This is a genomic window from Haloarcula sp. H-GB4, from assembly GCF_030848575.1.
GTDB lineage: Archaea > Halobacteriota > Halobacteria > Halobacteriales > Haloarculaceae > Haloarcula.
On sequence record NZ_JAVDDX010000001.1, the window covers coordinates 99805 to 125042 of the forward strand.

The 25238-nt window shown below is 62.7% G+C and carries 34 protein-coding genes; 23 read left to right on the top strand and 11 right to left on the bottom strand.

Going from position 1 to position 25238, the window contains the following annotated elements:
* Positions 1-109: 109 nt before the first annotated feature.
* From RBH20_RS00490 to RBH20_RS00510, 5 genes are all read left to right on the top strand, one after another.
* Complete coding sequence (locus tag RBH20_RS00490; protein ID WP_306704425.1) at positions 110-655, top strand: CDP-2,3-bis-(O-geranylgeranyl)-sn-glycerol synthase; 546 nt, start codon at positions 110-112, stop codon at positions 653-655.
* 64 nt (positions 656-719) lie between these two features.
* A complete protein-coding gene (locus RBH20_RS00495) occupies positions 720-986 on the top strand; it encodes a hypothetical protein (RefSeq protein WP_306704427.1) in 267 nt (88 codons plus the stop codon).
* A 56-nt stretch (positions 987-1042) separates the two neighbouring features.
* Positions 1043-2191, top strand: a complete 1149-nt coding sequence (hemC, locus tag RBH20_RS00500; RefSeq protein ID WP_306704428.1) for a hydroxymethylbilane synthase — start codon at positions 1043-1045, stop codon at positions 2189-2191.
* Positions 2188-2949, top strand: coding sequence for a uroporphyrinogen-III C-methyltransferase (gene cobA / locus RBH20_RS00505; protein ID WP_306704430.1), 762 nt, complete (start codon positions 2188-2190; stop codon positions 2947-2949). Before hemC ends, cobA begins: the two co-directional genes overlap by 4 nt.
* Complete coding sequence (locus RBH20_RS00510) at positions 2949-3731, top strand: uroporphyrinogen-III synthase (protein ID WP_306704432.1); 783 nt, start codon at positions 2949-2951, stop codon at positions 3729-3731. Before cobA ends, RBH20_RS00510 begins: the two co-directional genes overlap by 1 nt.
* A 33-nt stretch (positions 3732-3764) precedes the next feature.
* Here RBH20_RS00510 and RBH20_RS00515 read toward each other — a convergent pair whose 3' ends face one another.
* Positions 3765-4490: a PspA/IM30 family protein gene (locus RBH20_RS00515; protein WP_306704435.1), complete on the bottom strand. Its 726-nt coding sequence runs from the start codon at positions 4488-4490 to the stop codon at positions 3765-3767.
* 215 nt (positions 4491-4705) lie between these two features.
* Between RBH20_RS00515 and RBH20_RS00520 the strand changes: the two genes are divergently transcribed.
* From RBH20_RS00520 to RBH20_RS00540, 5 genes are all read left to right on the top strand, one after another.
* The gene (locus RBH20_RS00520) at positions 4706-4960 is read left to right on the top strand and encodes a hypothetical protein (RefSeq protein ID WP_306704436.1); all 255 of its coding nucleotides are present in this window, start codon (positions 4706-4708) and stop codon (positions 4958-4960) included.
* A gap of 1 nt (position 4961) precedes the next feature.
* On the top strand, positions 4962-5510 hold the full coding sequence (locus RBH20_RS00525; protein WP_306704438.1) for a hypothetical protein: 549 nt from the start codon (positions 4962-4964) through the stop codon (positions 5508-5510).
* Positions 5511-5585: 75 nt separating this feature from the next.
* Positions 5586-7049: a DHH family phosphoesterase gene (locus RBH20_RS00530; RefSeq protein WP_306704440.1), complete on the top strand. Its 1464-nt coding sequence runs from the start codon at positions 5586-5588 to the stop codon at positions 7047-7049.
* Between the two features lie 96 nt (positions 7050-7145).
* Entirely contained in the window at positions 7146-7379 is a 234-nt protein-coding gene (locus RBH20_RS00535) for a hypothetical protein (RefSeq protein ID WP_004594051.1), read from the top strand.
* 42 nt (positions 7380-7421) lie between these two features.
* Complete coding sequence (locus RBH20_RS00540) at positions 7422-7739, top strand: DUF5783 family protein (RefSeq protein WP_306704442.1); 318 nt, start codon at positions 7422-7424, stop codon at positions 7737-7739.
* Between the two features lie 70 nt (positions 7740-7809).
* Here RBH20_RS00540 and RBH20_RS00545 read toward each other — a convergent pair whose 3' ends face one another.
* Both RBH20_RS00545 and RBH20_RS00550 read right to left on the bottom strand, forming a co-directional pair.
* Positions 7810-8883: a DUF4350 domain-containing protein gene (locus tag RBH20_RS00545; RefSeq protein WP_306704444.1), complete on the bottom strand. Its 1074-nt coding sequence runs from the start codon at positions 8881-8883 to the stop codon at positions 7810-7812.
* A 1-nt stretch (position 8884) separates the two neighbouring features.
* Positions 8885-9811: a S49 family peptidase gene (locus tag RBH20_RS00550; protein WP_306704446.1), complete on the bottom strand. Its 927-nt coding sequence runs from the start codon at positions 9809-9811 to the stop codon at positions 8885-8887.
* Between the two features lie 123 nt (positions 9812-9934).
* Here RBH20_RS00550 and RBH20_RS00555 point away from each other — a divergent pair, with 123 nt between their 5' ends.
* Positions 9935-11944, top strand: a complete 2010-nt coding sequence (locus RBH20_RS00555) for a heme-binding protein (protein WP_306704448.1) — start codon at positions 9935-9937, stop codon at positions 11942-11944.
* Between the two features lie 19 nt (positions 11945-11963).
* Here RBH20_RS00555 and RBH20_RS00560 read toward each other — a convergent pair whose 3' ends face one another.
* Both RBH20_RS00560 and sufU read right to left on the bottom strand, forming a co-directional pair.
* A complete protein-coding gene (locus RBH20_RS00560; RefSeq protein WP_306704450.1) occupies positions 11964-12722 on the bottom strand; it encodes a trans-aconitate 2-methyltransferase in 759 nt (252 codons plus the stop codon).
* A 56-nt stretch (positions 12723-12778) separates the two neighbouring features.
* A complete protein-coding gene (gene sufU / locus RBH20_RS00565; RefSeq protein ID WP_004964685.1) occupies positions 12779-13207 on the bottom strand; it encodes a Fe-S cluster assembly sulfur transfer protein SufU in 429 nt (142 codons plus the stop codon).
* Positions 13208-13370: 163 nt separating this feature from the next.
* Here sufU and RBH20_RS00570 point away from each other — a divergent pair, with 163 nt between their 5' ends.
* Entirely contained in the window at positions 13371-13847 is a 477-nt protein-coding gene (locus RBH20_RS00570; protein WP_306704458.1) for a dual specificity protein phosphatase family protein, read from the top strand.
* A gap of 22 nt (positions 13848-13869) precedes the next feature.
* On the opposite strand, the gene RBH20_RS00575 is transcribed toward RBH20_RS00570, so the two are convergent.
* The 5 genes from RBH20_RS00575 to RBH20_RS00595 form a co-directional block, all read right to left on the bottom strand.
* Complete coding sequence (locus RBH20_RS00575) at positions 13870-14409, bottom strand: cupin domain-containing protein (RefSeq protein WP_306704460.1); 540 nt, start codon at positions 14407-14409, stop codon at positions 13870-13872.
* A gap of 110 nt (positions 14410-14519) precedes the next feature.
* A complete protein-coding gene (locus RBH20_RS00580) occupies positions 14520-15767 on the bottom strand; it encodes an aminotransferase class V-fold PLP-dependent enzyme (protein ID WP_306704462.1) in 1248 nt (415 codons plus the stop codon).
* A gap of 83 nt (positions 15768-15850) precedes the next feature.
* A complete protein-coding gene (locus tag RBH20_RS00585) occupies positions 15851-16315 on the bottom strand; it encodes a hypothetical protein (RefSeq protein ID WP_306704465.1) in 465 nt (154 codons plus the stop codon).
* Between the two features lie 64 nt (positions 16316-16379).
* Positions 16380-16670 (bottom strand): DUF424 domain-containing protein, encoded by a 291-nt coding sequence (locus tag RBH20_RS00590; protein ID WP_306704467.1) that lies wholly within the window; start codon positions 16668-16670, stop codon positions 16380-16382.
* The gene (locus RBH20_RS00595; protein ID WP_306704469.1) at positions 16667-17395 is read right to left on the bottom strand and encodes a tetratricopeptide repeat protein; all 729 of its coding nucleotides are present in this window, start codon (positions 17393-17395) and stop codon (positions 16667-16669) included. The genes RBH20_RS00590 and RBH20_RS00595 overlap by 4 nt, the downstream gene beginning before the upstream one ends.
* Positions 17396-17479: 84 nt before the next feature.
* Between RBH20_RS00595 and RBH20_RS00600 the strand changes: the two genes are divergently transcribed.
* The 3 genes from RBH20_RS00600 to RBH20_RS00610 all read left to right on the top strand — a co-directional run bounded on the left by RBH20_RS00600 (position 17480) and on the right by RBH20_RS00610 (position 19552).
* Positions 17480-17878, top strand: a complete 399-nt coding sequence (locus RBH20_RS00600) for a hypothetical protein (protein WP_306704471.1) — start codon at positions 17480-17482, stop codon at positions 17876-17878.
* 44 nt (positions 17879-17922) lie between these two features.
* The gene (thpR, locus tag RBH20_RS00605) at positions 17923-18486 is read left to right on the top strand and encodes an RNA 2',3'-cyclic phosphodiesterase (RefSeq protein ID WP_306704473.1); all 564 of its coding nucleotides are present in this window, start codon (positions 17923-17925) and stop codon (positions 18484-18486) included.
* 253 nt (positions 18487-18739) lie between these two features.
* The gene (locus RBH20_RS00610; protein WP_306704474.1) at positions 18740-19552 is read left to right on the top strand and encodes a ZIP family metal transporter; all 813 of its coding nucleotides are present in this window, start codon (positions 18740-18742) and stop codon (positions 19550-19552) included.
* Here the strand turns inward: RBH20_RS00610 and RBH20_RS00615 are convergent.
* Positions 19549-20001 carry a hypothetical protein gene (locus tag RBH20_RS00615; RefSeq protein WP_306707422.1) on the bottom strand — a complete coding sequence of 151 codons (453 nt, stop codon included), beginning with the start codon at positions 19999-20001 and terminating at the stop codon, positions 19549-19551. The two genes, RBH20_RS00610 and RBH20_RS00615, sit on opposite strands and share 4 nt — an antisense overlap.
* Positions 20002-20187: 186 nt before the next feature.
* Here RBH20_RS00615 and RBH20_RS00620 point away from each other — a divergent pair, with 186 nt between their 5' ends.
* The 8 genes from RBH20_RS00620 to RBH20_RS00655 all read left to right on the top strand — a co-directional run bounded on the left by RBH20_RS00620 (position 20188) and on the right by RBH20_RS00655 (position 25218).
* Positions 20188-20340: a 50S ribosomal protein L39e gene (locus RBH20_RS00620; protein ID WP_004518346.1), complete on the top strand. Its 153-nt coding sequence runs from the start codon at positions 20188-20190 to the stop codon at positions 20338-20340.
* Positions 20340-20618, top strand: coding sequence for a 50S ribosomal protein L31e (locus RBH20_RS00625; protein ID WP_004518347.1), 279 nt, complete (start codon positions 20340-20342; stop codon positions 20616-20618). The genes RBH20_RS00620 and RBH20_RS00625 overlap by 1 nt, the downstream gene beginning before the upstream one ends.
* Before the next feature lie 2 nt (positions 20619-20620).
* Positions 20621-21286 carry a translation initiation factor IF-6 gene (locus RBH20_RS00630; protein ID WP_306704482.1) on the top strand — a complete coding sequence of 222 codons (666 nt, stop codon included), beginning with the start codon at positions 20621-20623 and terminating at the stop codon, positions 21284-21286.
* A gap of 276 nt (positions 21287-21562) precedes the next feature.
* Positions 21563-21700, top strand: a complete 138-nt coding sequence (locus RBH20_RS00635) for a hypothetical protein (RefSeq protein ID WP_306704484.1) — start codon at positions 21563-21565, stop codon at positions 21698-21700.
* A 149-nt stretch (positions 21701-21849) separates the two neighbouring features.
* Positions 21850-22023 (top strand): 50S ribosomal protein L18Ae, encoded by a 174-nt coding sequence (gene rpl18a, locus RBH20_RS00640; RefSeq protein ID WP_004594032.1) that lies wholly within the window; start codon positions 21850-21852, stop codon positions 22021-22023.
* Positions 22020-22481: a prefoldin subunit alpha gene (gene pfdA / locus RBH20_RS00645; RefSeq protein WP_306704488.1), complete on the top strand. Its 462-nt coding sequence runs from the start codon at positions 22020-22022 to the stop codon at positions 22479-22481. Before rpl18a ends, pfdA begins: the two co-directional genes overlap by 4 nt.
* Positions 22482-22488: 7 nt before the next feature.
* Positions 22489-23787 (top strand): signal recognition particle-docking protein FtsY, encoded by a 1299-nt coding sequence (gene ftsY, locus RBH20_RS00650; protein WP_306704489.1) that lies wholly within the window; start codon positions 22489-22491, stop codon positions 23785-23787.
* 885 nt (positions 23788-24672) lie between these two features.
* Entirely contained in the window at positions 24673-25218 is a 546-nt protein-coding gene (locus tag RBH20_RS00655; RefSeq protein ID WP_306704491.1) for a cell wall anchor protein, read from the top strand.
* Positions 25219-25238 lie beyond the last annotated feature (20 nt).

Here is a 25238-nt window from a genome sequence, read left to right on the forward strand (position 1 = left end):
GCAACGCGTATAGGCGTGCCCGTGTAAGTCCCGGAGTCTGTGGCCACTCTCGCTAACCCCACAGCGGCGAGTCACACACATTAAGACGACGGGGGCAGACGGCGGGGATATGGAGACGGTCGACACGGTTGTCTGGGCGCTGTGGGCGATGTTGCCGGCGTACATCCCGAACAACGCCGCGGTACTCGCCGGTGGCGGCAGACCGATAGACGGTGGCCGAACGTGGGGCGGGCGGCGAGTGCTGGGTGACGGCAAGACCTGGCGTGGGACGCTCATCGGCACCGCCGCCGGGACGCTACTCGCGCTCGGACTGACGCAGGTCGCGCCCAGCGTGAGCACTGCACTGGGAACCGACCTCCCGACGTTTTCCCTCCGTGCGGGACTCGGACTCGCCTTCGGTGCGATGCTCGGGGACATCGGCGCGTCCTTCCTCAAACGCCGGACGGGCCGTGAGCGCGGGGCCGCGTTCCCCGGGCTGGACCAGCTGGACTTCGTCGTCGGAGCGTTGCTCTGTGCGCTCGTGGCCGCGCCGTCGTGGTTCACCGAGACGTTCACCCTCCCGGTGCTAGTCGTGGTCGTCATCGCGACGCCGGTGCTACATGTCGTGACCAACGGCATCGCCTACCTGCTCGGCCTGAAAAACGAGCCGTGGTAACGCGCTGCATGGACTCACGGACTGCACCACAGAAATACGTGTACCCACCACAAAGCCGTACTCGATGGCCCTGACCAGTTCCCTCCCGGTCGGTGTCCCGCCGGTCATTCGGCGCGCGACGGCTGCCGGCGTGCTCTGTACGGCGGTCTTTCTGCCAGCCATGTACGTGCTCCTGCACGCGTTCGTAGTGCTCACAGTAAGTGTCGGTCCCGTCGACACGCTCAACAGACTGATCGACTTTGCCCTCGTCGCCGGGGGCGCGACAACGTTCATAGCGGGCTTCGTTTCGCAGTGCGTGCTCGGAACTGTGTTCGCTGAGACGACTGCGTAACGACATCGAATCGACGAAGAAGTGCGTTTTTACGCGCTGACCGAGGAATGTCGGGTATGACAACACGCGGGGAGACACTGCAACTGGCGACGCGGGGCTCGGACCTCGCGTTGCGCCAGGCGGCGACGGTTCGGGATTCACTGAGCAGTCGCCGACTGGCGGTCGAACTCGTCGAGGTGGAGACGACGGGCGACCAGATACGGGACGAACTCATTCACCGACTGGGGAAAACCGGCGCGTTCGTGCGCAGCCTTGACGAGAAGGTGCTTGACGGCGAACTCGACGCGGCGGTTCACTCGATGAAGGACATGCCGACCGAACGGCCCGAGCGCCTCGTTGTCGCGGCGGTCCCCGAGCGGGCCGCCGCCGAGGACGTGCTGGTGACGCCCGACGGCCGCTCGCTCGAAGAACTGCCCGAGGGCGCGACCGTCGGCACGTCGAGCCTGCGCCGCAAGGCGCAGTTGCTCGCTGAGCGCGACGACCTCACTGTCGAACCGCTCCGGGGCAACGTCGACACGCGTCTTGCGAAGCTGTTGGCTCCGTCGCTCCAGCAGGAACATCAGGAGCGCCACGAGGCCGAACAGGAGCAGACGGACGACGCCGAGGACTCCGACGAAGGGGACGAGAAACACCCCTACGACCGAACGGTCGAGGAGTGGTTCGACGACCTCACCGAATTCGAACGGCGGGCGATGGAGCGGGACCCAGACACCGAATACGACGCTATCGTGCTGGCGAAGGCGGGGCTCCACCGCGCCGGGCTCACGCGCTACGTCGGGCTGTCTGATCTCGACCCCGACCGGTTTGTGCCGGCCCCGGGGCAGGGCGCACTAGCGGTGACCGCCGTCGATGGCGACCTCGCGCTGGATATCAAAGACCGGCTAGATGACCCCCAGACACGTGTCGAGACGACCGTCGAGCGAACGATTCTCGAAGAACTGGGCGGTGGCTGTGTCGCTCCAATCGGCGTCCACGCCCAGCTAGAGGGTGGCGTTGTCCATACGCGAGTTCGCGTCCTCTCACAGGACGGCACTGAGGAAGTCTCGGTCGGTCGCGACATCCCGGCTGAATACCATATCGACGCGGCACAGGACCTTGCGGCGGAACTCGCCGAGCAGGGCGCTGACGACCTCATTGCCGAGGCCAAGCGGGACTCGACGGACGCCGATGACGCCTCGGCAGCGCGGGAGGAAAACGAGGAATGACGGACGCTGCACCCGGCAAAGTGTATCTGGTCGGCTCCGGGCCCGGCGACCCGGACCTGCTGACGGTCAAGGCAAAGCGCCTGCTGGAGGAGGCCGACGTGGTGTTGCACGACAAGCTCCCTGGCCCGGAAATCATCGGGATGATCCCCGAGGAGAAACGTGAGGACGTGGGCAAACGCGCCGGCGGCGAGTGGACGCCCCAAGAGTATACCAACGCCCGACTGGTCGAACTGGCCGAAGAAGGAAACACCGTCGTCCGGCTGAAAGGCGGCGATTCGATGGTGTTTGGTCGCGGCGGCGAGGAACTGGCCCATCTCGCGGAGCACGGAATCCCCGTGGAGATCGTTCCGGGAATCACGAGCGCTATCGCCGGCCCCGAAGCCGCCGGGATTCCGGTCACGCACCGCGATTACACGTCCTCGGTCTCCTTCGTCACCGGCCACGAGGACCCCACCAAGGACGAATCGGCTGTCGACTGGGAGGCGCTGGCCGCGACCGGCGGCACGCTCGTCGTCCTGATGGGCGTCGGCAAGCTCCCGCAGTACACCGAAGCCCTGCGTGAGGCAGGGATGGACCCCGACACGCCGGTTGCACTCGTTGAGCGCGCGACCTGGCCGGACCAGCAGGTCGCCACCGGGACGCTTGACACCATCGTCTCCGCTCGTGACGAGGCCGGCATCGAACCGCCCGCTATCACCGTCATCGGCGAGGTAGCCGGCGAGCGAGAGCAAGTGGTGGAGTTCCTGGAGGGGTACTGATGCGCGAAGAACCGCGTCTACGCGTGGCCGCCTTCCGGCCCGATGATGAGCGCCTGAACGACGCAGTCGAGCTCATCGAATCGCTCGGTGCCGACCCGGTTCCGGACCCGATGCTTGCGATCGAACCGGCGACGGCCGATGATTCCGAGGCCACCGACAGCCAAGTAACGCCCCGTACCGACGCCGACTACGTCGTCCTGACAAGCAAGACCGGTGTCGAACTCGCCGCCGAAGCCGGCTGGGACCCCGGCGAGGCGACGGTGTGTGCCATCGGCGAGTCGACCGCCGAGGCGCTTCACGAGGCCGGTTATGGCGTCGACATAATTCCCGCGGAGTACTCTTCGACGGGACTCGTCGAAACGCTGTCCGGAGCGGTGGCCGGCACGAGAGTTGAAGTCGCCCGGTCGGACCACGGCTCCGCAGTGCTGACTGACGGACTGGAGAACGCTGGCGCGTACGTCCACGAAACCGTGCTGTACCGGCTTATCCAGCCCCCGGAATCAGGCGAGTCCGCGGAGCTGGCAGCAAGTGGTGACCTCGACGCGGCGCTGTTCACGTCCTCGCTCACCGTCGAACACTTCCTTGATGCGGCTGCGGACCTCGGTGTCCGCGAGGCTGCGATCCACGGGCTGAACGAGGCGACCGTCGGCGCAATCGGCCAGCCGACGCGAGAAACGGCCGAGGCCGCCGGTATCTCGGTCGACGTCGTTCCCGACCAAGCCGACTTCGAGGCGCTGGCTTGCGACGCCGTTGAGGCGGCCGCGCCGACCCACCACGAGTAACGGCTCCGATACGGTTTCGGCGTTTCCCCCGAGCTATTCTGCGGCTTCTTCGACGGCTTCGCGCTCGTCCATCTCGGCCCGCAGCGCCGCCAGTTCGTTCTCGACGGCCCGTTCGCCGGAGAGGCGGTCGAGTTCCTGGTCGATTGAATCGCCCTCGTCGAGTACGGATTCGAGCTGGCCGCTCGCTTCGAGTTCCTCCAGCGCGGCCGCACGTGCCTCCATCTGTTCCGTGCGCTCCGTGGCGCGTTCGATGGAGCGGTGTACATCGGCCATCGTATCGCCAGCGCCGGTAAACGCCTCCGAGACCCGCGCCGACGCTTCGGCGGCCTGATAGCGAGCTTTCATCGTCTCTTTTTTCGTCCGGAACTGTTCTATCTGGCTGCTGAGTTCGGCCCGCTTGCCGACCAGCCGGTCCTGTGTCTCTTGTAAGCCGTCTATCTGCCCTGTTAGCTCCGTTATCTGGCTGACGTTCACCTGCTTCTTTTCCAGCGCCCGGCGCGCGAGGTCGTCACGGCCCTCCTGCAGGGCGGCCCGGGCCTGCGTGTCGTGTTTCTCGACGTTCGACCGCAACCGGGTTCGGTATATCTCCAGCCGTTTCTTCTGGGTCGTCACGTCGGCGATACCGCGCGTCACGTCCTGTAGTTCGCCCCGCATCTGTTCATATGAGTAGTCCAGTTCCGCCGCTGGGTCCGAGGTTCGGTTTAAGAGGGCGTTGAGCTTGGCACGGATAGCGAACGCGAACCGCTGGAGGAAGCTCATCGGGACCGCTCCGGCAGACAGATAACTCGATTCGGTTCCGACTGTGGCTCGGACGTGACAGCACTCATGTTATCTAGTATGAATGAACGCATTATAATAACAGGGTACCACTCCGTTTAAGCCGAGTTTAATCCGCTAACATAACTGAGATCCGTGACTATCTGATCTTACTGTCTGGCTACTTGAGGGGTGCTGGGAGCAACGAATACGTGAAGATGACACGATCCTTATTGCGTACGGCCGGGACGCTGGCACTCGCACTGACACACCTCATCGGCGTGGCTGCGGCCGTACCCACAGCTGGTGGGGGCGATACGACGAACGCCGTCGGCCCGCCCGGCAGCTTCCCGGATCAGGTCCCTGACTTCGTGACGGCGATCATCGAAGCGATTCAGGTGTTCCTCACCGATGAGAGCGGCGCCAGCCCTGAAGGGGCCGTGAGTGGCGTGGCTGGCGAGAACGGTGGCTAAGATGGATGGTAAGCTACTCGCCGTCATCGGCATCGTCGTACTCCTGCTCGCGGGTGTTGGCGGGGCGTTCGTCACCAATCTCGGCCCGTTCCAGGCGGAAAGCAGCGGCGAGGACCTCTCGGAGTTCCCGACGGAAACAACTGAAGCCACTGAGAGCGACACCGCAATTACCGATACTGGTGATTCTGACGGCGGCGCAGCAAGCACCCCGCCGTTCGCGTTCACCGTCGACTCCATCGAGGAGTGCGGCCGGACCTGTCGTGATGTGACTTCCACGCTGACAAACCAGCAGAACAGCACGGCGGATGATATCACCGTTTACACACGGATTTACGCCGGGAACACTACCGACGGTGACGTAGTCTGGCAGGGCTCCGAGGACGTTGGCACACTCGAAGCAGACGGATCCTACACCACGACCCGGCGCGTCGATCTGGCGTTCAGTGACGCCTACGCTATCGAACAGGCGGATGGCTGGATAACTATCCGAACGACCGTCGAGACAGCCGACCAGACCGTCACCATCAGCGACCAGCGGGATGTCATCTGATGGGGCACGCCGCACTGGCGTGAACAACCGTGCGTCTGAACGTTTTTATGCCGGAGCGCACCTATCCCCGGTACGATGACTACGACCGGCCCTGTTCCAGCGCTCGCCGACCGCGCGGCCGCCTGCGCTGACCGACTCCGGGCGGCCGACCGCGTGTTGCTGGCCTCCCACATCGACGCCGACGGGCTGACCAGCGCCGCCATCGCCACCGCGGCGCTATCGCGGGCCGGGATCCCTGTCGAGACCGTCTTCAAGAAGCAACTCGACGCCGCCGAAATTGAGAGTATCGCGGCCCGTGAGTACGACACCGTCTTATTCACCGACTTCGGCTCGGGCCAGCTAGACGTGATCTCCGAGCATGTCGCCGCAGGCGATTTTGAGGCAATCGTCGCCGACCACCACCAGCCGTCGGACCCGGGCGACTGCCACCCGGACGCGGTTGTCGACACCGACGGCTACGCCGACTTCGAGACGCATCTCAATCCGCTGCTGGAAGGCATCAATGGCGCGTCGGAGCTTTCGGGTGCAGGCGCGGCATACGTCCTCGCCCGTGCGCTCTCGACCGGAGAGACGGACAACCGAGACCTCGCCGCGCTGGCGGTCGTCGGCGCGGTCGGGGACATGCAGGCCGTCGGCGGTGAACTCGTCGGGGCCAACGCCGGGCTCGTCGAGGATGGAATCGCCGCCGATGTGCTTGAGGAAGGGACCGATCTCTCGCTGTATGGCAAACAGACCCGGCCGCTGCCGAAACTGCTCGAGTACGCCACGGAAGTCCCGATACCGGGCATCTCGAACGATCAGGCCGGCGCGACGCGGTTCCTCGAAGGCCTCGGACTGGATCTCAAATCCGATGATGACTGGCGCACGTGGGCCGACCTCTCCGATGACGAGCGCCAGACTGTCGCCAGTGGGCTGGTCCAGCGAGCTGTCGAGCGCGGCGTCCCAGCGGACAAGATAGAGACGCTCATCGGCACGACCTACACGCTGACCGCGGAACCACGCGGGACGGAACTCCGGGACGCAAGCGAGTTCTCGACGCTTTTGAACGCCACCGCTCGCTACGAGCGGGCGGACGTGGGACTGGCCGTCTGTCTCGGCGAGCGTGACGCGCCGCTTGAGCGGGCGCGGACGCTGCTGTCGAACCACCGCCGGAACCTCTCGGAGGGCCTCACGCTCGTCAAGGAGCGCGGCGTCACGCCGGCGGGGACCGTCCAGTGGTTCGACGCAGGCGATGCCATCCGCGAGACCATCGTCGGCATCGTTGCCGGGATGGCGCTGGGGACCAATGGTGTTGATTCGGACAAGCCTATCATCGCCTTCGCCAGCACCGACGAGGACGAGACCAAAGTGTCCTCACGGGCGACCGGCCCGCTGGTCGGCCGGGGCGTCGACCTGTCGGTCGTGATGCGTGACGCCGCCCAGTCCGTCGGCGGCGACGGTGGCGGTCACGATATCGCAGCGGGTGCGACTATCCCGTCTGGAGAGGAGTCGGCGTTTATCCAAGCGGCTGACGAAATTATCAGCGACCAACTGTCGTAGCGACGACAGCCCGGAACGCGCGACGGCGCAACGTACGACTTCCACCGCCAGTATCAGCAATAAAAGCTATACGTCCGCTTCTCCGAACACCCCACGATGGACTCTCGGGGCCTGTTCGATATTGCACTCGTCGTCGTCGCCGGCCTGCTAGCCTACACTGAGACGTTCGGCTTCGCGAACCCACGGACGACGCTACAGGAGATTATCGCAGCTATTGCCGGGCTGGACATCCGCGTCTTTCTCGTCCTAGGTGGCATCTTCGGCATCTGTTTCGTCGCGTACCTCACGATGTATCTCCCGCAGAAGGACGCACGCACGATACAACGCTGAACATCGGGCCATCTTTATCCCCAGCCCCATACCGTTCTGGCAATGACAGAGTTCGATCCCGAGAAGTTTGAGGACAAGTACGCGAACTACTTCCCGGAACTGCAGAAGGCCTACAAGAACGCCTTCGAGCGGATGAACGACACGTACGACTCCGAACTGGTCCACGCGATCGACCAGCAGATCCTCAATGAGTCAGAGCCGTTCTACGAGGACGGCGAGTTCAGTGTCGAATTACCCGAGAACCCGACAGAACGGCTTTCAGCGGTCATCGTCGACGACGAGAAACTCGACACCGTGCTTTCCGAATATATTGATGAAATCGAGCACGAACTGCGCCGCGTGTTCAATCTCGACGACTGACTGTACTCGCCGCGAACGATTGCTACGGTTCTGTTCTGCTAGTATACCAACGCAAACGCCCGGTGACGCCCTATTCGTCGGACGTCATGGTCTCATTCGGCTCGGGGGCTGGGGTTGAATCCGGTTCGGACGGCAACGTGCTGCCACCGATTCCCGTACCGGGGAGCGATCCGCCAGGTCCGGACTCACCAGACTCTGCGGTCTGTGGCGCGTCTGCGGGTGATTTCTCGCCCGTGACGAGGAAATCAAGCAGGTTCCCGACCAGTTGCTCGTTGTCGGCCCGGTAGAGGAACTCCTGCGTGAAAACGTTCGTGTCACCGACGGTGACGACATTCCCCGAGCGGGCAACGACGCCGTACGTGTCCTGTCGCCGGGTCTTCGAGAGCGTTGTCTGTTCCGTCGTCGTGAGCGCGGTGTTGCCGCCATGAACGGGGATTGCGGCGTAGAAGACCGTTCGGTCGACGCCCGCTGTGAGTTCCGTATCTCCCGTTGGCGTGGCGTAGACGTTCTGGTAGTTGGTGTCGTACTCGTGCATATTGTACAGGTAGCCGTTCCCGTACGAGAGACCGTACTGGCTTGCCAGCGGCGCCATCGGCATGGTCACGCTGTCCGATCGAATCGGGCCGAACAGTCCCAGCCCTGCGGGGCTCGCCTGCGACGGCTCGTTCAGCAAGAGCACGCGACCGCCTGCGTCACTGAACGCGGAGAGGCCGTTCAGTTCGCTCTCGGTGTAGCGCTGTTCCGCGCCGAGAACGACGAGGGCGTCAGCCGAACGGAGTGACTCGTTGAGCGCGCTCCCGCTCTGTCGCTCACCGACGTGGTATCGCACTGTCGCTCCGTTCTCGGTCAGGGTCGAGACGAGCGGCGTGAGTGCTTCGCGGTCGATATCGCCGGCGTGAGCGACGTCGATAACGACAACCTTCCCGGATGCGTCGGCCGACATCGAGAGGTCACCGCTCTCGTCCGCCGGAGTTGCGACGCCCTCGCCGCTGTTGAACGACGGGGCATTCACCTGACTTACATCGGGGGCCGATTGCACACCGCCACCAATCGCGACGGTGCCGACAATCACCGAGAGGACGAGTATCCCGATGAAAAACCCTGCTCGGATGACCGGACTCGAACGTGAGCTATCGGCTGCCATTTCAGGCACCTCCCTGTGCGGTGCTGTTGTAGACGACCTGTTGATTCTCCGGCGTGCCGTATATCATGAGGAAGTGGACCGTGTCGACGCCCTGGAACGTGTACGGGGCGCCTTCGGCGGCGATGGTGGCGTTCCCACTGGCTCCACTCCCGCCAGTGAGGAGGAACAGCCCTCGTGGATCCGCGGGGTTGTGGTATACGACCTGATACTCTGAGAGACCAGCCTCTTCGGCCGCGCCGGCTATCGCGGCTTCGAGTCCACCGACTTCATCCGCATAGCCGGTCTGGACCGCGCGGCCGCCCTGATAGGCTGACGCTTCAGCGACAGTCTCGCGGGAGACGTTGAGCCTGTCACCGCGTTCAGTCATGACCGCACCGACGAATGCTCGCTTCATCGATTCGAGGCTCGCGTAGTACTGGTCACGCGTCATCCCTCGATGGGCCTTGTCGGGCCCAGTGGTTGCAGATGCACTCAGGCCGTCGCTCGGCGCGGTGCCGATGACGCCGACGTGGCCAACGAGGCTGGCCGGCGTCACGTAGATGCGGTCGCTCGGGACCGCGGTGTAGTACGCGCCGGAGGCGGCGTACTGGTCAACGCTCGTGTACACCGGTTTCTCCGCTGAGAGCCGCTTGACGGCCAGATACATCGACTCACTGGCGGCGGCACTACCGCCGGGACTCGATACCCGGAGAACGACCGCTTCCACCGACTCGTTGCTGCGGAGTTCACGGAGCTCCTGTACCGTGTCCTGTGCGCTAGAACTGGAAATTGTTTCGTCGACATTCACTACAGCGACGTACTGTTCGTCACCCTCGGCGACCGACGCCGCATACGGCACGACGGCGGCACCAATGAGAATGGCAATAACCGCAAGTACCGTGTACGACTGGAGGGCAGTTGCGACCCGTCTATCGATTGGGTTAGTCATGCGACAACATCGATTCGCTGTCACGTTAGGCTAATAAAAGGATAGCCTGAACTGCTGGCTCAGAAGTCGCCGTCCCGGGACGACATGAGAAGTTTCCTTACTGTCGACCTGCAATCGGGATCTATGGACCAACGCAAGCCGCCAGCCACGGAAGAGGGCTGGTACGCGCTGCACGATTGCCGGAGTATCGACTGGGACGCCTGGCGCGAGGCCCCCCAGCGAGTCCGCGATCGTGCACTCTCGGAGGGGATCGGCTTCCTCGACGCGTACGAAGCCGTCGAAGACGCCGAGGAGGGGCAGACGGCGGTGTACACCGTCATGGGCCACAAGGCCGACATCATGATCCTCCATCTGCGGCCGACGATGGGCGACCTCGATGCGGCCGAGCGCCATTTCGAGCAGACGGAGTTCGCCGCCTTCACCGAGCAGGAGTTCTCCTACGTCTCCGTGACGGAGGCGTCGGGCTACACCGAGAAGTCCCGCGAGTACTTCGAGGGCGAAGTAGACGACGACTCCGGACTGGCCCAGTACATTCAGGCCCGGCTCCACCCCGACGTGCCGGACGAGGAGTTCGTCTGCTTCTACCCGATGAGCAAGCGCCGCCAGCCCGACCAGAACTGGTACGACACATCCTTCGAGGAACGGGCAGCCCACATCAAGCGGCACGGCGACATCGGCCGTACCTACGGCGGCGACGTGAACCAGATGATCGCCGGCTCTATCGGCTTCGACGACTGGGAGTGGGGCATCACACTCTGGAGCGACGATATGCGCCACATCAAGGAGCTGCTGACCGAGATGCGCTTTGACCCCTCGACCTCCCAGTTCGCCGAGTTTGGCCCCTTTTACGTCGGCCGGAAGTTCGATCCCGCCGAATTACCGGCTGTGATGGCCGGCCAGCGAGTCCCGACCGACGACGAGTCGGTTCCGGAGACGCCGGCGGACGTCGCGGAACACGAGCACGCGCCGGCTGATGCCAGCACGAGTCACAGCCACGACGGAGAGCCGACGACGGGCGGCGCACAGACGGGGGCACACGCCGGCGGAGACACCGACAACCACGGCGGTACCCACCCCGGGAGCGCCAGCGAGGGCGACCATCCACATTCCGAGGAGTCGTCCGACGAGGACGACTCGGGGTCGTCGAGTAGCTCAGGCGGCCGGCCGGACGTTTCAGCTGACTTCGAGGAGATAGACGACGCCGCACAGCGGCTCGGTCGGCTTGGACTGCACGAAGGCGACGCGTACGACGCTGGTGACTACGCGCTGGTGTTCCACTCCTCGGCCGATGCGGAGGACATCGTCGACGATGTGTCCGACCTCGAAAGCAACTTCGACCACTACGACCGCCACGTCCAGACGGCCGTGCGCGCCGACAGCGGTCAGACGCACCTCGTCAGCATCTGGACGGCGAAAGACGCCGCTGAGACGGCAGCCGGCTTCCTGAAGGATATCGATGGTGTCGACGAACAGTTCGGCGGCTCCCTCGGTGAGGATGCCGAGAGCGACGAGACCGTGGACAATAGCGACGCCCAGACCGCTGAATCGTCCCAGTCGATCCGCGAGACGCTCGAATCGGCGGGCGTCTACGCCGGGCAACCGCACGGCGAGGACGTGTACGCCCTCGTAGTGTACTCCGAGGCTGACGCCGAAACACTCGACGCGGAAGTCGCGGACCTCCGGAGCGCGTTCGAGCGCTACGACACGCACGTCCAGACGACGGTGTACGGCGATACCGACGGCGATCTCTCGGCCGTCGCGTCGCTGTGGGACACCGAGGACGCCGCCCAGACTGCCAGCGACTACCTCACTGACCTCCCCGGCGTCGTCGGCCGCCACGGCGAGGGCGACGGGTTCGGGACGATGGGGATGTTCTACACGGTCAAGCCAGAATACCACGAGGACTTCGTCGAGAAGTTCGACACTGTCGGTGGTCTACTCAAAGAGATGGACGGCCACCGCGAGACCTCGCTGCTGTTCAATCACGACGACGAGAACGACATGTTCATCGCGAGCCAGTGGGACTCACAGGAGGACGCGATGGCCTTCTTCCGCTCCGACGACTTCTCGGAGACGGTCGACTGGGGTCGGGACGTGCTGGCCGACCGACCGCGGCACGTTTTCCTGGCCTGAATCGCAGGCAACCTATTCGCTATCGACCGGCGACGAGCCGTAGCCGTCGGTAGTCTGCGATCCAGGTGTCACCGTCGAAAAGCGTCGGGCGGAGCCGGTCCTCGACAGCCGACAGCACTGCCGCTTGCTCGCTATCGTCGACACCAGCGAAGAACTCATCACCGAACATCTCAATCCAGTTCTGGAGCCCGTCTTCACCGCCGTCCAGCGGCGTCGGTCGGTCGAATAGCCGTGAGAACTGCAGTTCGAGCCCGTGCGCTTCGACTCGCGGTGCGTACTCGCCGATACTCGGGAAGTACCACGGATGACTGGCGTCGTAGCCCCGCACATCCAGTTCGGCGATGAGTGCGTCGGCTATCGCCGCCACGTTGCCCTGCCCGCCGAACTCCGCGACGAACCGCCCGTTCTCAGTCAGTGTATCGGCAACCGTCGACAGGACCGCGTCGTGGTCTTCACCGGGAATCCAGTGTAGCGCTGCGTTCGAAAATACCGCGTCGAATGGCCTGTCGGCGGTGTAGGACCGCACGTCCGCCTGCTCGAACGTGAGGGTCGGATAAGCGTCTCTGGCCTGTGCGACCATCTCCGCCGACGCGTCGATGCCGACCACCTCGGCACCGCTGTCTGCGATTTCCGCCGTCAGGTGGCCGGTGCCACAGCCGACATCCAGTACCCGCTCGCCGGGGTGGGGGTCCAGCAGGTCGACGACCGACTGACCGTGCTCGTGGACGAACCCGTGGCGGTCGTCGTAGTCGTCGGGGTCCCAGTCGTTGCCTGGCATGGCCTGTGCTATCCCGAGATAGAGTCAAAAGAATACCGACGGTGGTTCCGCCCGCGTTAGTCGTCGTCTTCGGTCACCGTTCGGTCGATGTCTTTCTCACCGAAGAAAATGTCTGCCCCGTCTTGGGCCACCTTCTCGGCAAGAACGGCACACTTGACGCGCATCGGCGAGATGTCGACGCCGAGCATCTCTGTGATATCGTCGCGGTCCATCGCTTTCAGGTCTTCGACCGCCATCCCAGCTAGCTCCTGTGAGAGCATCGACGCAGAGGCCTGTGAGATGGCACAGCCGTCGCCCTGGAAGGCGACCTGCTCGATGGTTTCCTCGTCTTCGTCGAGGACGACATCCATCCGTATTTCATCGCCGCACATCGGATTCTCGCCGATGTGGGTAAACGTCGGGTCCTCAATCTCCCCGTAATTCCGCGGGTTCTTGTAGTGATCGAGGATCTGCTGCCGGTACATATCCGAGCCACCGATACCCATAATTGAACTATGATATGGCTGTCAGTCGGAAAAACGTTCCGAGGTATCGATTCGCATGTACGATGTCCTGTGATAGGAACCGCTTTGACGGCCTGTGGGAACCGACAGACTCCCTTCTGCCAGTCGGTAGTATTTATACTATCCCTGCCCGTTCTGTCAGCCCGTGGGAGAGAACAACGCTCCATCTCCGACTGACCATGCCGTTCGACCCGTGGGGTTCGTCAGTGACGAGCCGGTGATTCGCCAGATCGGCAACCGGGCGCTGTATCTCGGCAACAAACACGCAGCACGGCCCGAGGCACACGACCACTCCTTCGAACACGTGCTTTCGGCGACGAGCGAGGCCTACTCCCTCACGACCGCCCACCACCCGCTTATCGACGGTGCAGGCAACGAATGGACGGCGTTCGAGGCGGCCGTCGATACTGCTCGGCGCTTCGTCCGTGCGGATGGCACGGCGTTGATTCACTGCAAGGCCGGCGTCTCACGGAGCGCGACGCTGATTGCGACGGCGCTCGCTGCCGAAGAGAACCGACCGCTTTCCGACGCACTGGCAGCTGTCCGGGCAGCCCGACCGATTGCGACCCCGAATCCGGCGCTGTATAAGCTAGCTGTCATCTATCTCGCTGCGAACCGATGATACACATCCACGCCTTCTAGAGCTACTCTGTGACGGCGTTCTCGTCTTTCTTTACGACTTCATCACGGATCCGGTCGACCCACAGCGCAATTGGCCAGTCTTCTGTCTGGTACGGTTCTGTGCCTTCGAGCAATTCGAGGCGTCCGACAGAGTCCGGCGGCATTGTGACCAGTCCCTCGTGACCGGTCTCACCCACTGCCTCGATCTTGTGTCGGGCCCCACCGGGTAGATAGACGAACTCGCGTGGTTCAGCCCGGAGCACCTGCTCGCTTCCGTCTTCACGTTTCAGCGTGTATCTAGCGGCGCCATCGAGACACAGACACACCTCGTCGAAACTGGGCGCGTGCGTGTGCCAGTCGATGACCGCGCCGGGGTCCATCTCGAAGTACAGCAGCTTGAATTCATTCGTGGTACACACTGGATACGTCCGGATGTCGTTCCCGCCCTGTTCGAAGTGGCTGGCGTCGTCGAGCGACACCTTGTACATCGTCTGCTCGGGGAGGTGCGTACGATCGAGTGATGCTGGCGTCAGCGATGGTTCCGCCTCATCGGTGTCAGTCATCGTCCTGTGAAAAATTATCGTTGGTATGTCATATAGGTGCTGTAAACACCGGTACTAGATTACAACTGAAAGCAAACGTCTTGAAGTCTAGCGACAGACTGAGCGTCAGATTACGCGAACAACTGCCGGGCGTCGTCGATAGCCGACACGAGCTTGTCCACTTCCTCGCGTGTGTTATAGATGTAGAAGGAGGCTCGCGCAGAGGCAGGGACGCCAATCTTGTCGTGGAGGGGCTGGGTGCAGTGGTCGCCGGCGCGGATGGCGACGGCGGAGTCATTGAGGATCGACGAGAGGTCGTGGGCGTGAACCGAATCGAGGTTGAACGAGACGAGGCCACCGCGCTCCGTTCCTGCAGAGGGACCGTACGTCTCTACGTCACCCTCTTCACGGAGCTGTTCCAGCGCGTACTGGGCGAGCTGTTCCTCGTGGCGCTGGATCCGTTCCATGCCGATGTCGTCGAGGTAGTCACAGGCCTCGGCCAGCGCGATGCCTTGCGCGATGACTGGGGTGCCGGCCTCGAATTTCCACGGAAGGTCGTTCCAGGTGGCGTCCTCGAAGGTGACTTTCTTGATCATCTCACCGCCGTAGAGGTACGGCTCCATCTCCTCGAGAATGTGCTTCTTGCCGTAGAGGACGCCGATGCCGGTCGGACCGGCCATCTTGTGGCCCGAGAAGGCCAGGAAGTCGGCATCGATGGCTTCCACGTCGACCGGGCGGTTCGGGACCGACTGCGCGCCGTCGACGAAGATATACGAACCGTGGTCGTGGGCGATATCTGCCAGTTCCGAGACGGGGTTGACTGTGCCGAGCGTGTTCGAGACGTGGACGACACTGACCATCGCGGTGTGATCAGTGATGATCTCGCGGGCGTGGTCCATGTCGAGTGTGCCGTCCTCGTCGACGCGGATATAGCGGCAGGTCGCGCCGGTCTTCTTGGCGATCTGCTGCCACGTCACGAGTGAGGCGTGGTGTTCCATCTCCGTGAGGACGACCTCGTCCTCGGGCCCGAGTTCGTTCAGGCCCCAGGCGTAGGCGACGAGGTTCTCGCTTTCGGTGGTGTTCTTGGTGAAGACGATTTCCTCGCGCTCGCCGGAAGCACCGATGAACTCGGCGACGCGGTCGTGGGCGTCCTCGTAGGCGACGCTGGCCTCCTGACTGAGCTGGTGGAGGCCACGGTGGACGTTGGCGTTGGTCGTCCGGTAGTAGTCGGCGATGGTCTCGACGACCGGCTCGGGCGTCTGCGTGGTGGCCGCGTTGTCGAGATACACCACTTGCTCGCCGCCGAACTCGCGCTGGAGGATGGGGAAGTCCTCGCGGATACGCTCCACGTCCAGTAGTTCAGATTCAGCGTGTCCCATTGATACTATTCAGGGGCTCAACAGGCAACATTCCTTCGGTTCACCTAGAACTCTTCCCGTCCGGTAGCGGCCGTTTCTTTGCTCTATCCGGAGTCAGAATCGGACTCGGACACGGACTTGGCGGCTATCGCGTGCTGCTCCCGATAGGTCTCCAGTAGGTAGTTGTCCCAAACGAGATCGCCGAGAACGTGGGCGTACAGCACGACGGCAGTAAACAGTGCCAGCGGCTCGGAGACGAGCCAGAGGCCGAACACGACTACACCGCCGATGAGATGGTGACTGAGGAGGCGCTGGAGCGGCCAGAGGTCCTGCGGGCCGAATATTTCGTCCTGTTCGAGTACCGCTATCTTCGGATTGCGGAGGCAGCGCCGGAGCGCGGCCCAGTCGCCGGTCTCCAGTCGAGCCACGGCAAAGTGATCGAAATCGATGGCGACACCGACGACGACCGCGTAGCCGACGGCGGCCCACCAGGGGAGCGGGACCGGCAGAACGGCGACGGCGGCGGCCCCGACGGCTGCAGAGACGATGGCGTGGTCTCGAGAATACATACGTGTCACTCTCGACGGGCGCGTGCAAAGACTCTCGGGGTCGGGCGTGCGGCGGGGACCGCAGTTACATCCAGAGCAGTTGCGCGTGGCGCGTCTCTCCCAGATCGAGGACGTTCTCCTCATCGATGAAGCCGTGCTCGACGGCAACGCTGACGGCATCGTCGCCGACGATGTTGGCGACCGAACAGCGGGCGAGACTATCGACAATTTCGTCTTCGGTAGCCGTTTCGCCGCCGTAGAACTCCTCGTTGACGGTGAGCGATACGGGGCCGTTCTCGAACGTTTCGCCCATAATGTCAGGGTCACAGACCGAGACGAGCAACCCCTCGTCGGTGTCGCGTTCGTTGAGTATCATTCAAGCAGTTGCTGTTCGGCCTCCTCGCGCATCTCGTCGACCTCCTCAGCCAACTCCTCGGCGCGGTCGAACTCGCCGACCTCTTCGAGGGCGCGGGCCTTCTCTTCGAGCACGTCGGCGTTGCGGAAGCCGAGGCGGACGGCGTTGTCGAACGCGTCGATAGCCTCGTCAGCTAGCCCGCGTTCGAGCAGGAAGAAGCCGCGGTTGTACCAGCCTTCACCGAAGCGGGAGTCGATCTCGACGGCGCGCTCGGCGTGTTCGAGTGCCTGCTCGGAGCGGCCGGATTTCCACAGCGCGTATGCGAGGTTCGTCTCCGCCGTGGCGGCGTGGTCGGACTCCTCGTCGAAATTGAGGGCTTCCTTGTACGCGCCGATGGCGGCGTCCCACTCCTCAAGTTCCGCGTGGGCCGCACCCTTGTTCGTCCATGCCTCTTGGAGCAGACGCTCCTCCTCCGTGTGCTGGGCAACGCGCTCGAAGGTTTCGGCGGCCTGTTCGTGGCGGTTGATGTGCATATACTCTAGGCCGACATCGAGTAGCTTCTCCGGTTCCACAGAGTCAGCGGAGATGTTCCGCTGGTCAAGCAGGTCGGTGACGACACGGGAGTCGACGGGGTCGACCTTGTCTGGGTCGACCTCGAACTCCGGCGGTTCAAGATCGAACCCCTCGTAGGGGTCGTCGAACCCTTGCCCTTCCGAAAAGGCGTGATCGTCGTCGTTGTCTGTCATACTACCTGATTGACGGCCAATCCGGTTAAGGGCTACGTCCACGGCTCGCCAGGATTTAGGTGTCCTGCGACCGGATTCTCGGCTATGCGGGATCCACTGGCAGTAGACGCGTTGCTCGTCTTCTTCGGGGGTGTATTTGCTGTCGTTGGTTGGGCTGCTATCACTTCGAACGCGGCCTCGCTGTCACTGCCTGCCGCTGGAGCGGGCGTTGCTGGAACGGTCGTTCTGGCGGCTCTCGTCGGACGCTACGACGCGCAGCTATCGGCGCTCTGGCGCCGGGTGTCCAGTCCGGCAGAGACGCCTCGGGAACGAGCGCAGATGGGCCTCCTGATTGTGGCGGTAATCCTCGCCCGGCTATCCCTTGGTCTACTTCCTGATACCGCCATCCCCGCTCTCTTCGGCGTCGCGGTCGCAATGGTTGCTCTGGGTCTCGGACATAGCCTGTGGCGGTGGTATACAACCCCAGACCATTGCGGCCACTGATTCCCGCCGTAGCTTTCTTGCGGACACGATTGGAACCGCTAGCTATGGCCAAACGCCTGTTCGTCAGCGTCGACCTGGACGGGCTCGAAGACGCTATCGATAGCGTACAGGACCGCTTCGACGGGGTGTCGGGCCTTCGATTGACCGACCCCGAGCAGGCCCACGTCACGCTGAAGTTCCTCGGTGACACCGCGCCGGACCGGGTTGCTGACGTCGTCGCCGCCCTCGAAACCGCGGTCGAAGACAGCGGCGTCGCGCCGTTCGAAGCCGAGTTTGGTGGGCTCGGTGTTTTTCCGTCGCTGTCCTACATCAGCGTTGTCTGGGTCGGCGTTCGCGACGGTCAGGGCGGCGCGGAACTGACCGCGCTGCACGAAGCCGTCGAAGATCGGACCGTCGCAATCGGGTTCGAGCCGGCGGACCACGAGTTCACGCCACACGCGACTATTGCCAGAATGGACCACGCCGGTGGCAAAGAGACAGTACAGAACGCCGTCGAGAACGACGACCCCAACGTAGGTTGCTTGCAGGTCACGGAAATCCGACTGAAGGAGAGTGTGTTCGGGCCCGACGGTCCGACGTACCGGACCGTCGAATCGGTGTCGCTGTGAGCGTGTGCCCTCACAGCCAAACCGTTGCTACGGTGCGAGTGCTATGCGAACGGTGCCGACGGCAGTTATTACCATAATTTTGTCAGGAACTACACGATGACGTTAGGACTACCGTAGTATGGACGCCATCCATGTTGAGGCCGTCAATTAGACACCCGCGTAGCTATCTACGGCGTACTGGCAAGCCGTTTAGGCCAGCCAAAACAATCAGGTTAGTGACAATTTTTATCGGTCCGAGCGGCGTAGGACCGATATGGTCGCCGTCGAGAACGTTGTCTTCGTGTTCGTCGCGGGGTTGCTTACGGCGCTCGCCACCGGCCTCGGTGCGATCCCGTTCTTCCTGGTCGATGAGTTCTCCGACCGATGGAACGTCCTGCTATGGGGGCTGGCCTCGGGCATCATGGTCGCTGCCTCACTGTTCGGGCTCGTCCGGGAAGGGCTGGCCTACGGATCGCCAGTGCTGCTGGTCCCCGGTATTCTGGCCGGGATCGGGCTCGTCGCCGTAGCACACGAACTGCTAGACGATTTTGACCAGTCCCCAGAGGAGTTCGAGCAGGCCGATTTCACCAAGCTGCTGCTGATTCTGGGCATTTTGACTGTCCATAGCTTCCCGGAGGGCGTAGCTGTCGGCGTCTCCTTCGCAGAACTCGGACTGGAGGCGGCCACGCCCGACTCCGCCGTTGGTATCGTCGGCATCTCTGTCCCGCTGTTGGCGGTGTTCATGACAGTCGCGATTTCTATCCACAACATTCCGGAAGGGACTGCTATCGCCATCCCGCTCCGTTCGCTGGGCGTCAGCGAGTGGAAGATGGTCTGGTGGGCAGTGTTCTCCTCGCTGCCACAGCCGGTCGGGGCCGTTATCGCGTACTACTTTGTCACGCTGGCAAAGGCGTTCCTCCCGTTCGGCTTCGGTTTCGCTGCCGGGGCGATGGTGTACCTTGTTCTCACGGAGTTCGTCCCCGAGGCCTTGGAGTACGGCGACGGCTTGCCGGGTGGTGGTAAACGCGAACTACTCACTGGCATCGCTGTTGGTGTGTTGGCGATGGTTCCGCTGGCGTTCGTTTAGAAGGGGAGCTTGTTCCGGATGACGGTGATATCGACGAAGGCCTTCAGCGGGTCGTCGTAGTCATCGACGCGAGTTTCCATCCGGTAGTTCGAGTGATCAACGGCGAAGAAGTACGGACCGGGCTCGTCCAGTGACTCTCGTGCGCCGCCGTCGTCCGTCGATGCTTGGTAGATATCCGACCCCGCGGGCTGGACCGCTGTCTGGCTGAACTTGGGGTTCCCCGGCGGTGTCCCGTCGGGCTCACGACCCTTGATGTACGTGTCGTACTGCTTGAACTGCTCGCGGTCCGTGAAAAAGTACACGTTGAACGGGATGTCTGCCTTGACAATATACTGTAGCTCACCGCCCGGGTCGGATACGTCCGGGATTTCCTCCTTTATCCACGCTTTATGTGGGTTGACTCTGACATCCTGCTGCACGCTGATGACAACTTCACCGCCCCCACCCAAGCAACCAGAGCCGACGGCTGTTGCACCGACGCCCATTGTCCGGAGGAATTTGCGGCGCTCCATCCTTTGATAATCAGGTCTACGTCGTACTTAGTTCTACGTCCGCAGTTATAGCCGCTGATAACGGGCCATGACCGGCTCGAAAAGGAAGGAATTTAAACCACGGCGCGGAACAAGCACCATACCATGGGTAAGAAATCGAAGGCTACGAAGAAGCGACTGGCCAAACTCGACAACCAGAACAGTCGAGTCCCGGCCTGGGTCATGCTCAAGACGGACCGCGAGGTCCAGCGCAACCACAAACGACGCCACTGGCGGCGCAACGACACTGACGAATAATGAGCGCCAGTGACTTCGAGGAGCGTGTCGTCACCGTCCCGCTCCGAGACGCGCGAGCCGAACCGAACCACAAGCGCGCAGACAAGGCGATGATCCTCATCCGCGAGCACCTCGCCAAACACTTCTCTGTCGACGAGGACGCCGTCCGCCTCGACCCCTCGATCAACGAGGCGGCCTGGGCCCGCGGTCGCGCCAACACGCCGAGCAAGATCCGTGTTCGCGCCGCCCGCTTCGAGGAAGAGGGCGAAGCCATCGTCGAAGCAGAGACCGCAGAGTAACGTTGCTCCGCGCGGCTTTCTCCGGGTCGTCGTACGTGGGTGTGTTCGCCCGTGCGACCGACGACTGCGTGCTGGTTCGCCCAGACTTAGACGAATCGCTACTCGACGACCTGAGTGACGAACTCGGCGTTCCGGCCGTGCCGACCACCGTCGGCCGCTCCGGGACTGTCGGCGCGCTCGCGACCGGCAACGAGAACGGGCTGGTCGTCTCCGAACGCGTCCGTGAAACCGAAATCGAGCGGATTCAGGACGTCGTCGACGTGCCCGTGACACGGCTTCCCGGCCGGATCAACGCCGCCGGCAACGTCGTCTGCTGTAACGACTACGGCGCGTACGTCCACCCCGACCTCCCCAGAGACGCTGTGCAGGCGGTCAAAGACGGGCTGGACGTCCCGGTCGAACGCGGCGTCATCGCCGGTGTTACGACCGTCGGGACTGCCGCCGTCGCCACTAACAAAGGCGTGCTCTGCCATCCGAAGGCCACGGACGGCGAGCTCGACGCACTTGAGGACATCCTCGACGTGCCGGCCGACATTGGGACCATCAACTACGGTGGCCCGCTCGTCGGCTCTGGCCTGCTCGCCAACGACCACGGCTACGTCTGTGGGTCGGACACCTCCGGCCCAGAGCTTGGCCGTATCGACCAGGCACTCGGCTACATCGACTGACTTCTATTTCACCGCTCAGGACGGATGCTGGTGGCTGAGTTTCTCCGCCACCACGCTTGGAACGGGTAGCCCGCAGTCCCCACACGCCCAAGACCGGCTGGTCCCGCCCCGCTCCAGCGCCATATCCTGCCTGAACCGCAGCGTCGCACCGCACCCACACCGGTAGGTCGTCTCGCTCATGCCTCGACGTACGTGGTGCACCGGCAAATCCGCCGGGGTCAGTGACCATGACAGCTCGTGTCAAAGAATAATATAGTGTGTTCCCAAATATCACACATGGTCCAGCGAACACCATCCGCGGAAGACCAGAACAGCCTCGTCTGCCGGAAGTGTGACTACTCGACAGGTGTACTCCGCCCGTCCTGTCCGGAGTGTGGCGGCGATATGGTGTACGCACCAGAACCCACCGAATAGGGGCTGAGAAATCTGTTTCTGGGTGGTTCGGACGCTGCCGGTTCGGGCCGAATAGCGATGCGTATTCCTCAGCGCTGTCACGGAGAGCTGCAATACTCGAAAAAGGCGGAAGGGGAAGATACTTCCCTACCCTGCCCGCATCTGCGTGTATGAGCACGTACACTGTTCGCGGTAGTTTCCCGGCCCGAGACGGCCCACAACAGTTCGAGAAGGAGGTCGACGCGCCAAACGAGAACGTCGCTGAGGAGCGCGTTTACAGCGACTTCGGCTCCCAGCACAACCTCAAGCGCACGCAGATCACGATTGAGGAGGTGGCAGCATGATGGGCGGTGGCGGCGGTGGCGGCGGCGGTCAGATGCAGCAGGTCGCACAGGAGATCGAGCAGATGGAGCAGGAAGTCGATGCTATCGACGAGGAGATCGAACGCCTCCGCGAGAAGCAGACTGATATCGACGAGGCCATCGAGGCCATCGAGACTCTCGATTCAGGGTCCACGGTGCAGGTCCCACTCGGCGGCGACGCCTACATCCGCGCAACAATCGAGGACATCGACGAGGTCGTCGTCTCCCTTGGTGGCGGCTACTCCGCAGAGCGCGAACAGGAAGGCGCCACCAGCACGCTGGAAACCAAGAAGGAGACGCTGGACGACCACATCAGCGACCTGCAGGAAGAGAAGGCCGAAGTCGAGACCGAGATGGAGGAGCTCGAACAGCAGGCCCAGCAGATGCAACAGCAGCAGATGCAGCAGATGATGCAACAGCAAGAGCAGGAAGACGAGTAAGGCCGCCATGTTCGACGGACTGAAGGACAAACTCAGCGGGTTCACGAGTGACGTCGAGGAAGACGTCGACGACGACGCACTTGAAGGGGAGGACGAACCGGACGCCGACGAGGTGGATGGTGAAGCGCCTGCCGATCAGGTGACTGAACCCGAGCCCGCGGTGGACGAACAGTCGTCCGAGGGCGACACGGCGGAACCGCCAGCCGAAACCGAGCAACCACAGGCTGACGCTGAACCGCCAGCCGCAGATTCCGAGGCGACAGACGAGTCAGCCACAGCGTCGACTACGGCAGTCGAAGACGCGGACGCGGACGCGGTCCGCGACGAAGGTTCACAGCCGGACGACGCCGCGGAGACCGACGAGGACTCAGCGTCCGAGGCCGACTCGGAGTCTGAAGCAGAAGACGATGATGACGGTGGCCGCGGCCTCGCCGCGAAGGCGAAGCTCATGGCGACCGGGAAGACGGTCATCGAGGAAGAAGACCTGCAGAGCCACCTTGATGACCTCGAACTGGCGCTGCTGTCGAGCGACGTAGAGATGAGCGTCGCCAACGAGATCCTCGACGGCGTCAAGGAGAACCTCACGGGGCAGACCCGCCGACGGCTCTCCAGCACGGGGAACCTCGTCCGGGACGCGCTTCGGGAGTCGCTGTACGACGTCATCAACGTCGGCCAGTTCGACTTCGACGAGCGCGTCCAGCAGGCAGACAAGCCTGTCACCATCGTGTTCACCGGGGTCAACGGCGTCGGGAAGACGACCTCGATTGCGAAACTCGCCCAGTACTTCGAGGATCGCGGACTCTCGACGGTGCTCGCCAACGGCGACACCTACCGCGCCGGCGCGAACGAGCAACTGGAGAAACACGCCGAGAACCTGAACAAGAAGATCATCACTCACGAGCAGGGGTCGGACCCGACGGCGGTCGTCTACGACGCCGTCGAGTATGCCAAGGCCAATGACATCGACGTGGTCCTGGGTGATACGGCCGGCCGACTCCACACCTCGGATGATCTGATGGCCCAACTGGAGAAGATCGACCGCAACATCGACCCGGACATGACGCTGTTCGTGGACGAGGCGGTCGCAGGCCAAGACGCCGTCAACCGAGCGCGCGAGTTCAACGACGCGGCCGAAATCGATGGGGCAATTCTGACGAAAGCTGACGCCGACCCGCAGGGCGGCGCGGCCATCTCCGTCGCACACGTCACCGGGAAGCCGATCCTCTTCCTGGGGACCGGTCAGGACTACGACGACCTCGAACCGTTCGATCCAGAGGAAATCGTCGACAGCCTCATCGGCGAGTAGGCCTCGGACTTCTCGGTTATTGTTGCTGCAATCTCCAGACTATGAGCAGCTACTATCCACCCTGATTGTCCAGTACCTGGAGCGTTCGCGCCCCTCTAAGTAGAATGCACCGTGTACCATACAGCAAATATCACCACAGCAGTGGAGAGATGGTTGTTTTCGCCGACAGGAGCGCGTTGAGGTCGATCGCTGTCCATCACCCACTCACGCAGTACTGAGCGTGACACCAATACAGACAATCGAACGACACGGCGTTTCTGGCAATGCTGTGAATGGGGGAGACAGCAATGCGACGGACGCAACTGTCGGCATGTCGCGCCGGCTGCTGTCGCACCTGAACTCATTGGGGCGTTCCCGGGTGACCGTAGTCCCTCGCTGACGAGCCGCAACTCGTAACTGACGGGCAAGCCGATTTCCCGTGTTCCAGGCGACGGTGACGATAACTGCGGCTGCGGGGGTTCCTGCAGGTATGTGGACTGATACAGGTACTGACACTGGGGACACGGGTTAGTACGTTGCTAAACGGCGACTGAGCGGGTTTTGACCGCTGAATCGTTGTCTTACTCACAGCGCATGGTAGGTAACAAGCTGATAGCTCGGCTTGGGGACGTTGATACCTATGCACTCGATAACTGCTCGGGAACGGTGTGAATAATTATACCCCGAGTATCGAACCACACCGCAGCAAGTTGCATTTCAGCCGACAAAAGCGCAGAACCACCCGTGAACTGGCCGAGATACCGGGTTCGAACCAATCATGGTCTGAAACCGATTGTTTTGCGAACCGGCTCAACCTTCGGGTGTGGCTAATCCGTTCTGTCGGCTCTCCGTCAGACGCTTAGCAGGTCATTCATAAACTGCCCAGGTTCTCTTCGGACAAATGCTATGGGACGACCCACATCTCGACGGAACGTTATCAAGATTGCAGGCGGCGCACTCGTGGCGCTTGCCGGCTGTAGTGACACTGGCGGTAGTACGGAGTCCGACGGCGGTGACGGCGGTGCCGAAGCGCCGGGCACGTCCACGGCAGCAGAGACTGACGCGATGACGGAAGCCAGTACAGAGTCCGAGCCAGAAACTGCGGTCCAGACCGAGGAAGAAACCGGAATGGATTCCGAAACGGAACTCGGCGAGAACGAAACCGATGCCCTCGGAAACGAGACGGAGATGCCGGATAATGAAACCGAACTGCCCGGCAATGAGACCGAAGTATCGGGCAACGAAACCGAACTGCCCGGGAACGGGACCGAGGCTCCGGACAACGAAACTGAAATACCTGGAAACGAGACAGATATTCCGGGTAACGAAACCGAGATACCCGGTAACGAAACCGAGATACCCGGTAACGAAACCGAACTGCCTGGCAATGAGACCGGCACGGCCGGGAACGAGACAAGCAACGAGACGACCGCGAACGAAACCGAAGCGTAAGCCGCCCACGCTGTATCAGG

Excerpts from the sequence above, each read along its gene's own strand:
- RBH20_RS00555 (WP_306704448.1), top strand. The coding sequence starts at position 9,935 with ATGGACCAACGCAAGCCGCCAGCCACGGAAGAGGGCTGGTACGCGCTG.
- RBH20_RS00545 (WP_306704444.1), bottom strand. The coding sequence starts at position 8,883 with ATGGCAGCCGATAGCTCACGTTCGAGTCCGGTCATCCGAGCAGGGTTT.
- RBH20_RS00550 (WP_306704446.1), bottom strand. The coding sequence starts at position 9,811 with ATGACTAACCCAATCGATAGACGGGTCGCAACTGCCCTCCAGTCGTAC.
- RBH20_RS00625 (WP_004518347.1), top strand. The coding sequence starts at position 20,340 with ATGAGCGCCAGTGACTTCGAGGAGCGTGTCGTCACCGTCCCGCTCCGA.
- RBH20_RS00635 (WP_306704484.1), top strand. The coding sequence starts at position 21,563 with ATGGTCCAGCGAACACCATCCGCGGAAGACCAGAACAGCCTCGTCTGC.
- hemC (WP_306704428.1), top strand. The coding sequence starts at position 1,043 with ATGACAACACGCGGGGAGACACTGCAACTGGCGACGCGGGGCTCGGAC.
- RBH20_RS00600 (WP_306704471.1), top strand. The coding sequence starts at position 17,480 with ATGCGGGATCCACTGGCAGTAGACGCGTTGCTCGTCTTCTTCGGGGGT.
- RBH20_RS00515 (WP_306704435.1), bottom strand. The coding sequence starts at position 4,490 with ATGAGCTTCCTCCAGCGGTTCGCGTTCGCTATCCGTGCCAAGCTCAAC.
- RBH20_RS00580 (WP_306704462.1), bottom strand. The coding sequence starts at position 15,767 with ATGGGACACGCTGAATCTGAACTACTGGACGTGGAGCGTATCCGCGAG.
- thpR (WP_306704473.1), top strand. The coding sequence starts at position 17,923 with ATGGCCAAACGCCTGTTCGTCAGCGTCGACCTGGACGGGCTCGAAGAC.
- ftsY (WP_306704489.1), top strand. The coding sequence starts at position 22,489 with ATGTTCGACGGACTGAAGGACAAACTCAGCGGGTTCACGAGTGACGTC.
- RBH20_RS00530 (WP_306704440.1), top strand. The coding sequence starts at position 5,586 with ATGACTACGACCGGCCCTGTTCCAGCGCTCGCCGACCGCGCGGCCGCC.
- RBH20_RS00620 (WP_004518346.1), top strand. The coding sequence starts at position 20,188 with ATGGGTAAGAAATCGAAGGCTACGAAGAAGCGACTGGCCAAACTCGAC.
- RBH20_RS00590 (WP_306704467.1), bottom strand. The coding sequence starts at position 16,670 with ATGATACTCAACGAACGCGACACCGACGAGGGGTTGCTCGTCTCGGTC.
- RBH20_RS00585 (WP_306704465.1), bottom strand. The coding sequence starts at position 16,315 with ATGTATTCTCGAGACCACGCCATCGTCTCTGCAGCCGTCGGGGCCGCC.
- RBH20_RS00510 (WP_306704432.1), top strand. The coding sequence starts at position 2,949 with ATGCGCGAAGAACCGCGTCTACGCGTGGCCGCCTTCCGGCCCGATGAT.
- RBH20_RS00490 (WP_306704425.1), top strand. The coding sequence starts at position 110 with ATGGAGACGGTCGACACGGTTGTCTGGGCGCTGTGGGCGATGTTGCCG.
- RBH20_RS00520 (WP_306704436.1), top strand. The coding sequence starts at position 4,706 with ATGACACGATCCTTATTGCGTACGGCCGGGACGCTGGCACTCGCACTG.
- RBH20_RS00610 (WP_306704474.1), top strand. The coding sequence starts at position 18,740 with ATGGTCGCCGTCGAGAACGTTGTCTTCGTGTTCGTCGCGGGGTTGCTT.
- RBH20_RS00595 (WP_306704469.1), bottom strand. The coding sequence starts at position 17,395 with ATGACAGACAACGACGACGATCACGCCTTTTCGGAAGGGCAAGGGTTC.
- RBH20_RS00495 (WP_306704427.1), top strand. The coding sequence starts at position 720 with ATGGCCCTGACCAGTTCCCTCCCGGTCGGTGTCCCGCCGGTCATTCGG.
- cobA (WP_306704430.1), top strand. The coding sequence starts at position 2,188 with ATGACGGACGCTGCACCCGGCAAAGTGTATCTGGTCGGCTCCGGGCCC.
- pfdA (WP_306704488.1), top strand. The coding sequence starts at position 22,020 with ATGATGGGCGGTGGCGGCGGTGGCGGCGGCGGTCAGATGCAGCAGGTC.
- RBH20_RS00560 (WP_306704450.1), bottom strand. The coding sequence starts at position 12,722 with ATGCCAGGCAACGACTGGGACCCCGACGACTACGACGACCGCCACGGG.
- RBH20_RS00575 (WP_306704460.1), bottom strand. The coding sequence starts at position 14,409 with ATGACTGACACCGATGAGGCGGAACCATCGCTGACGCCAGCATCACTC.
- sufU (WP_004964685.1), bottom strand. The coding sequence starts at position 13,207 with ATGGGTATCGGTGGCTCGGATATGTACCGGCAGCAGATCCTCGATCAC.
- RBH20_RS00535 (WP_004594051.1), top strand. The coding sequence starts at position 7,146 with ATGGACTCTCGGGGCCTGTTCGATATTGCACTCGTCGTCGTCGCCGGC.
- rpl18a (WP_004594032.1), top strand. The coding sequence starts at position 21,850 with ATGAGCACGTACACTGTTCGCGGTAGTTTCCCGGCCCGAGACGGCCCA.
- RBH20_RS00525 (WP_306704438.1), top strand. The coding sequence starts at position 4,962 with ATGGATGGTAAGCTACTCGCCGTCATCGGCATCGTCGTACTCCTGCTC.
- RBH20_RS00655 (WP_306704491.1), top strand. The coding sequence starts at position 24,673 with ATGGGACGACCCACATCTCGACGGAACGTTATCAAGATTGCAGGCGGC.
- RBH20_RS00540 (WP_306704442.1), top strand. The coding sequence starts at position 7,422 with ATGACAGAGTTCGATCCCGAGAAGTTTGAGGACAAGTACGCGAACTAC.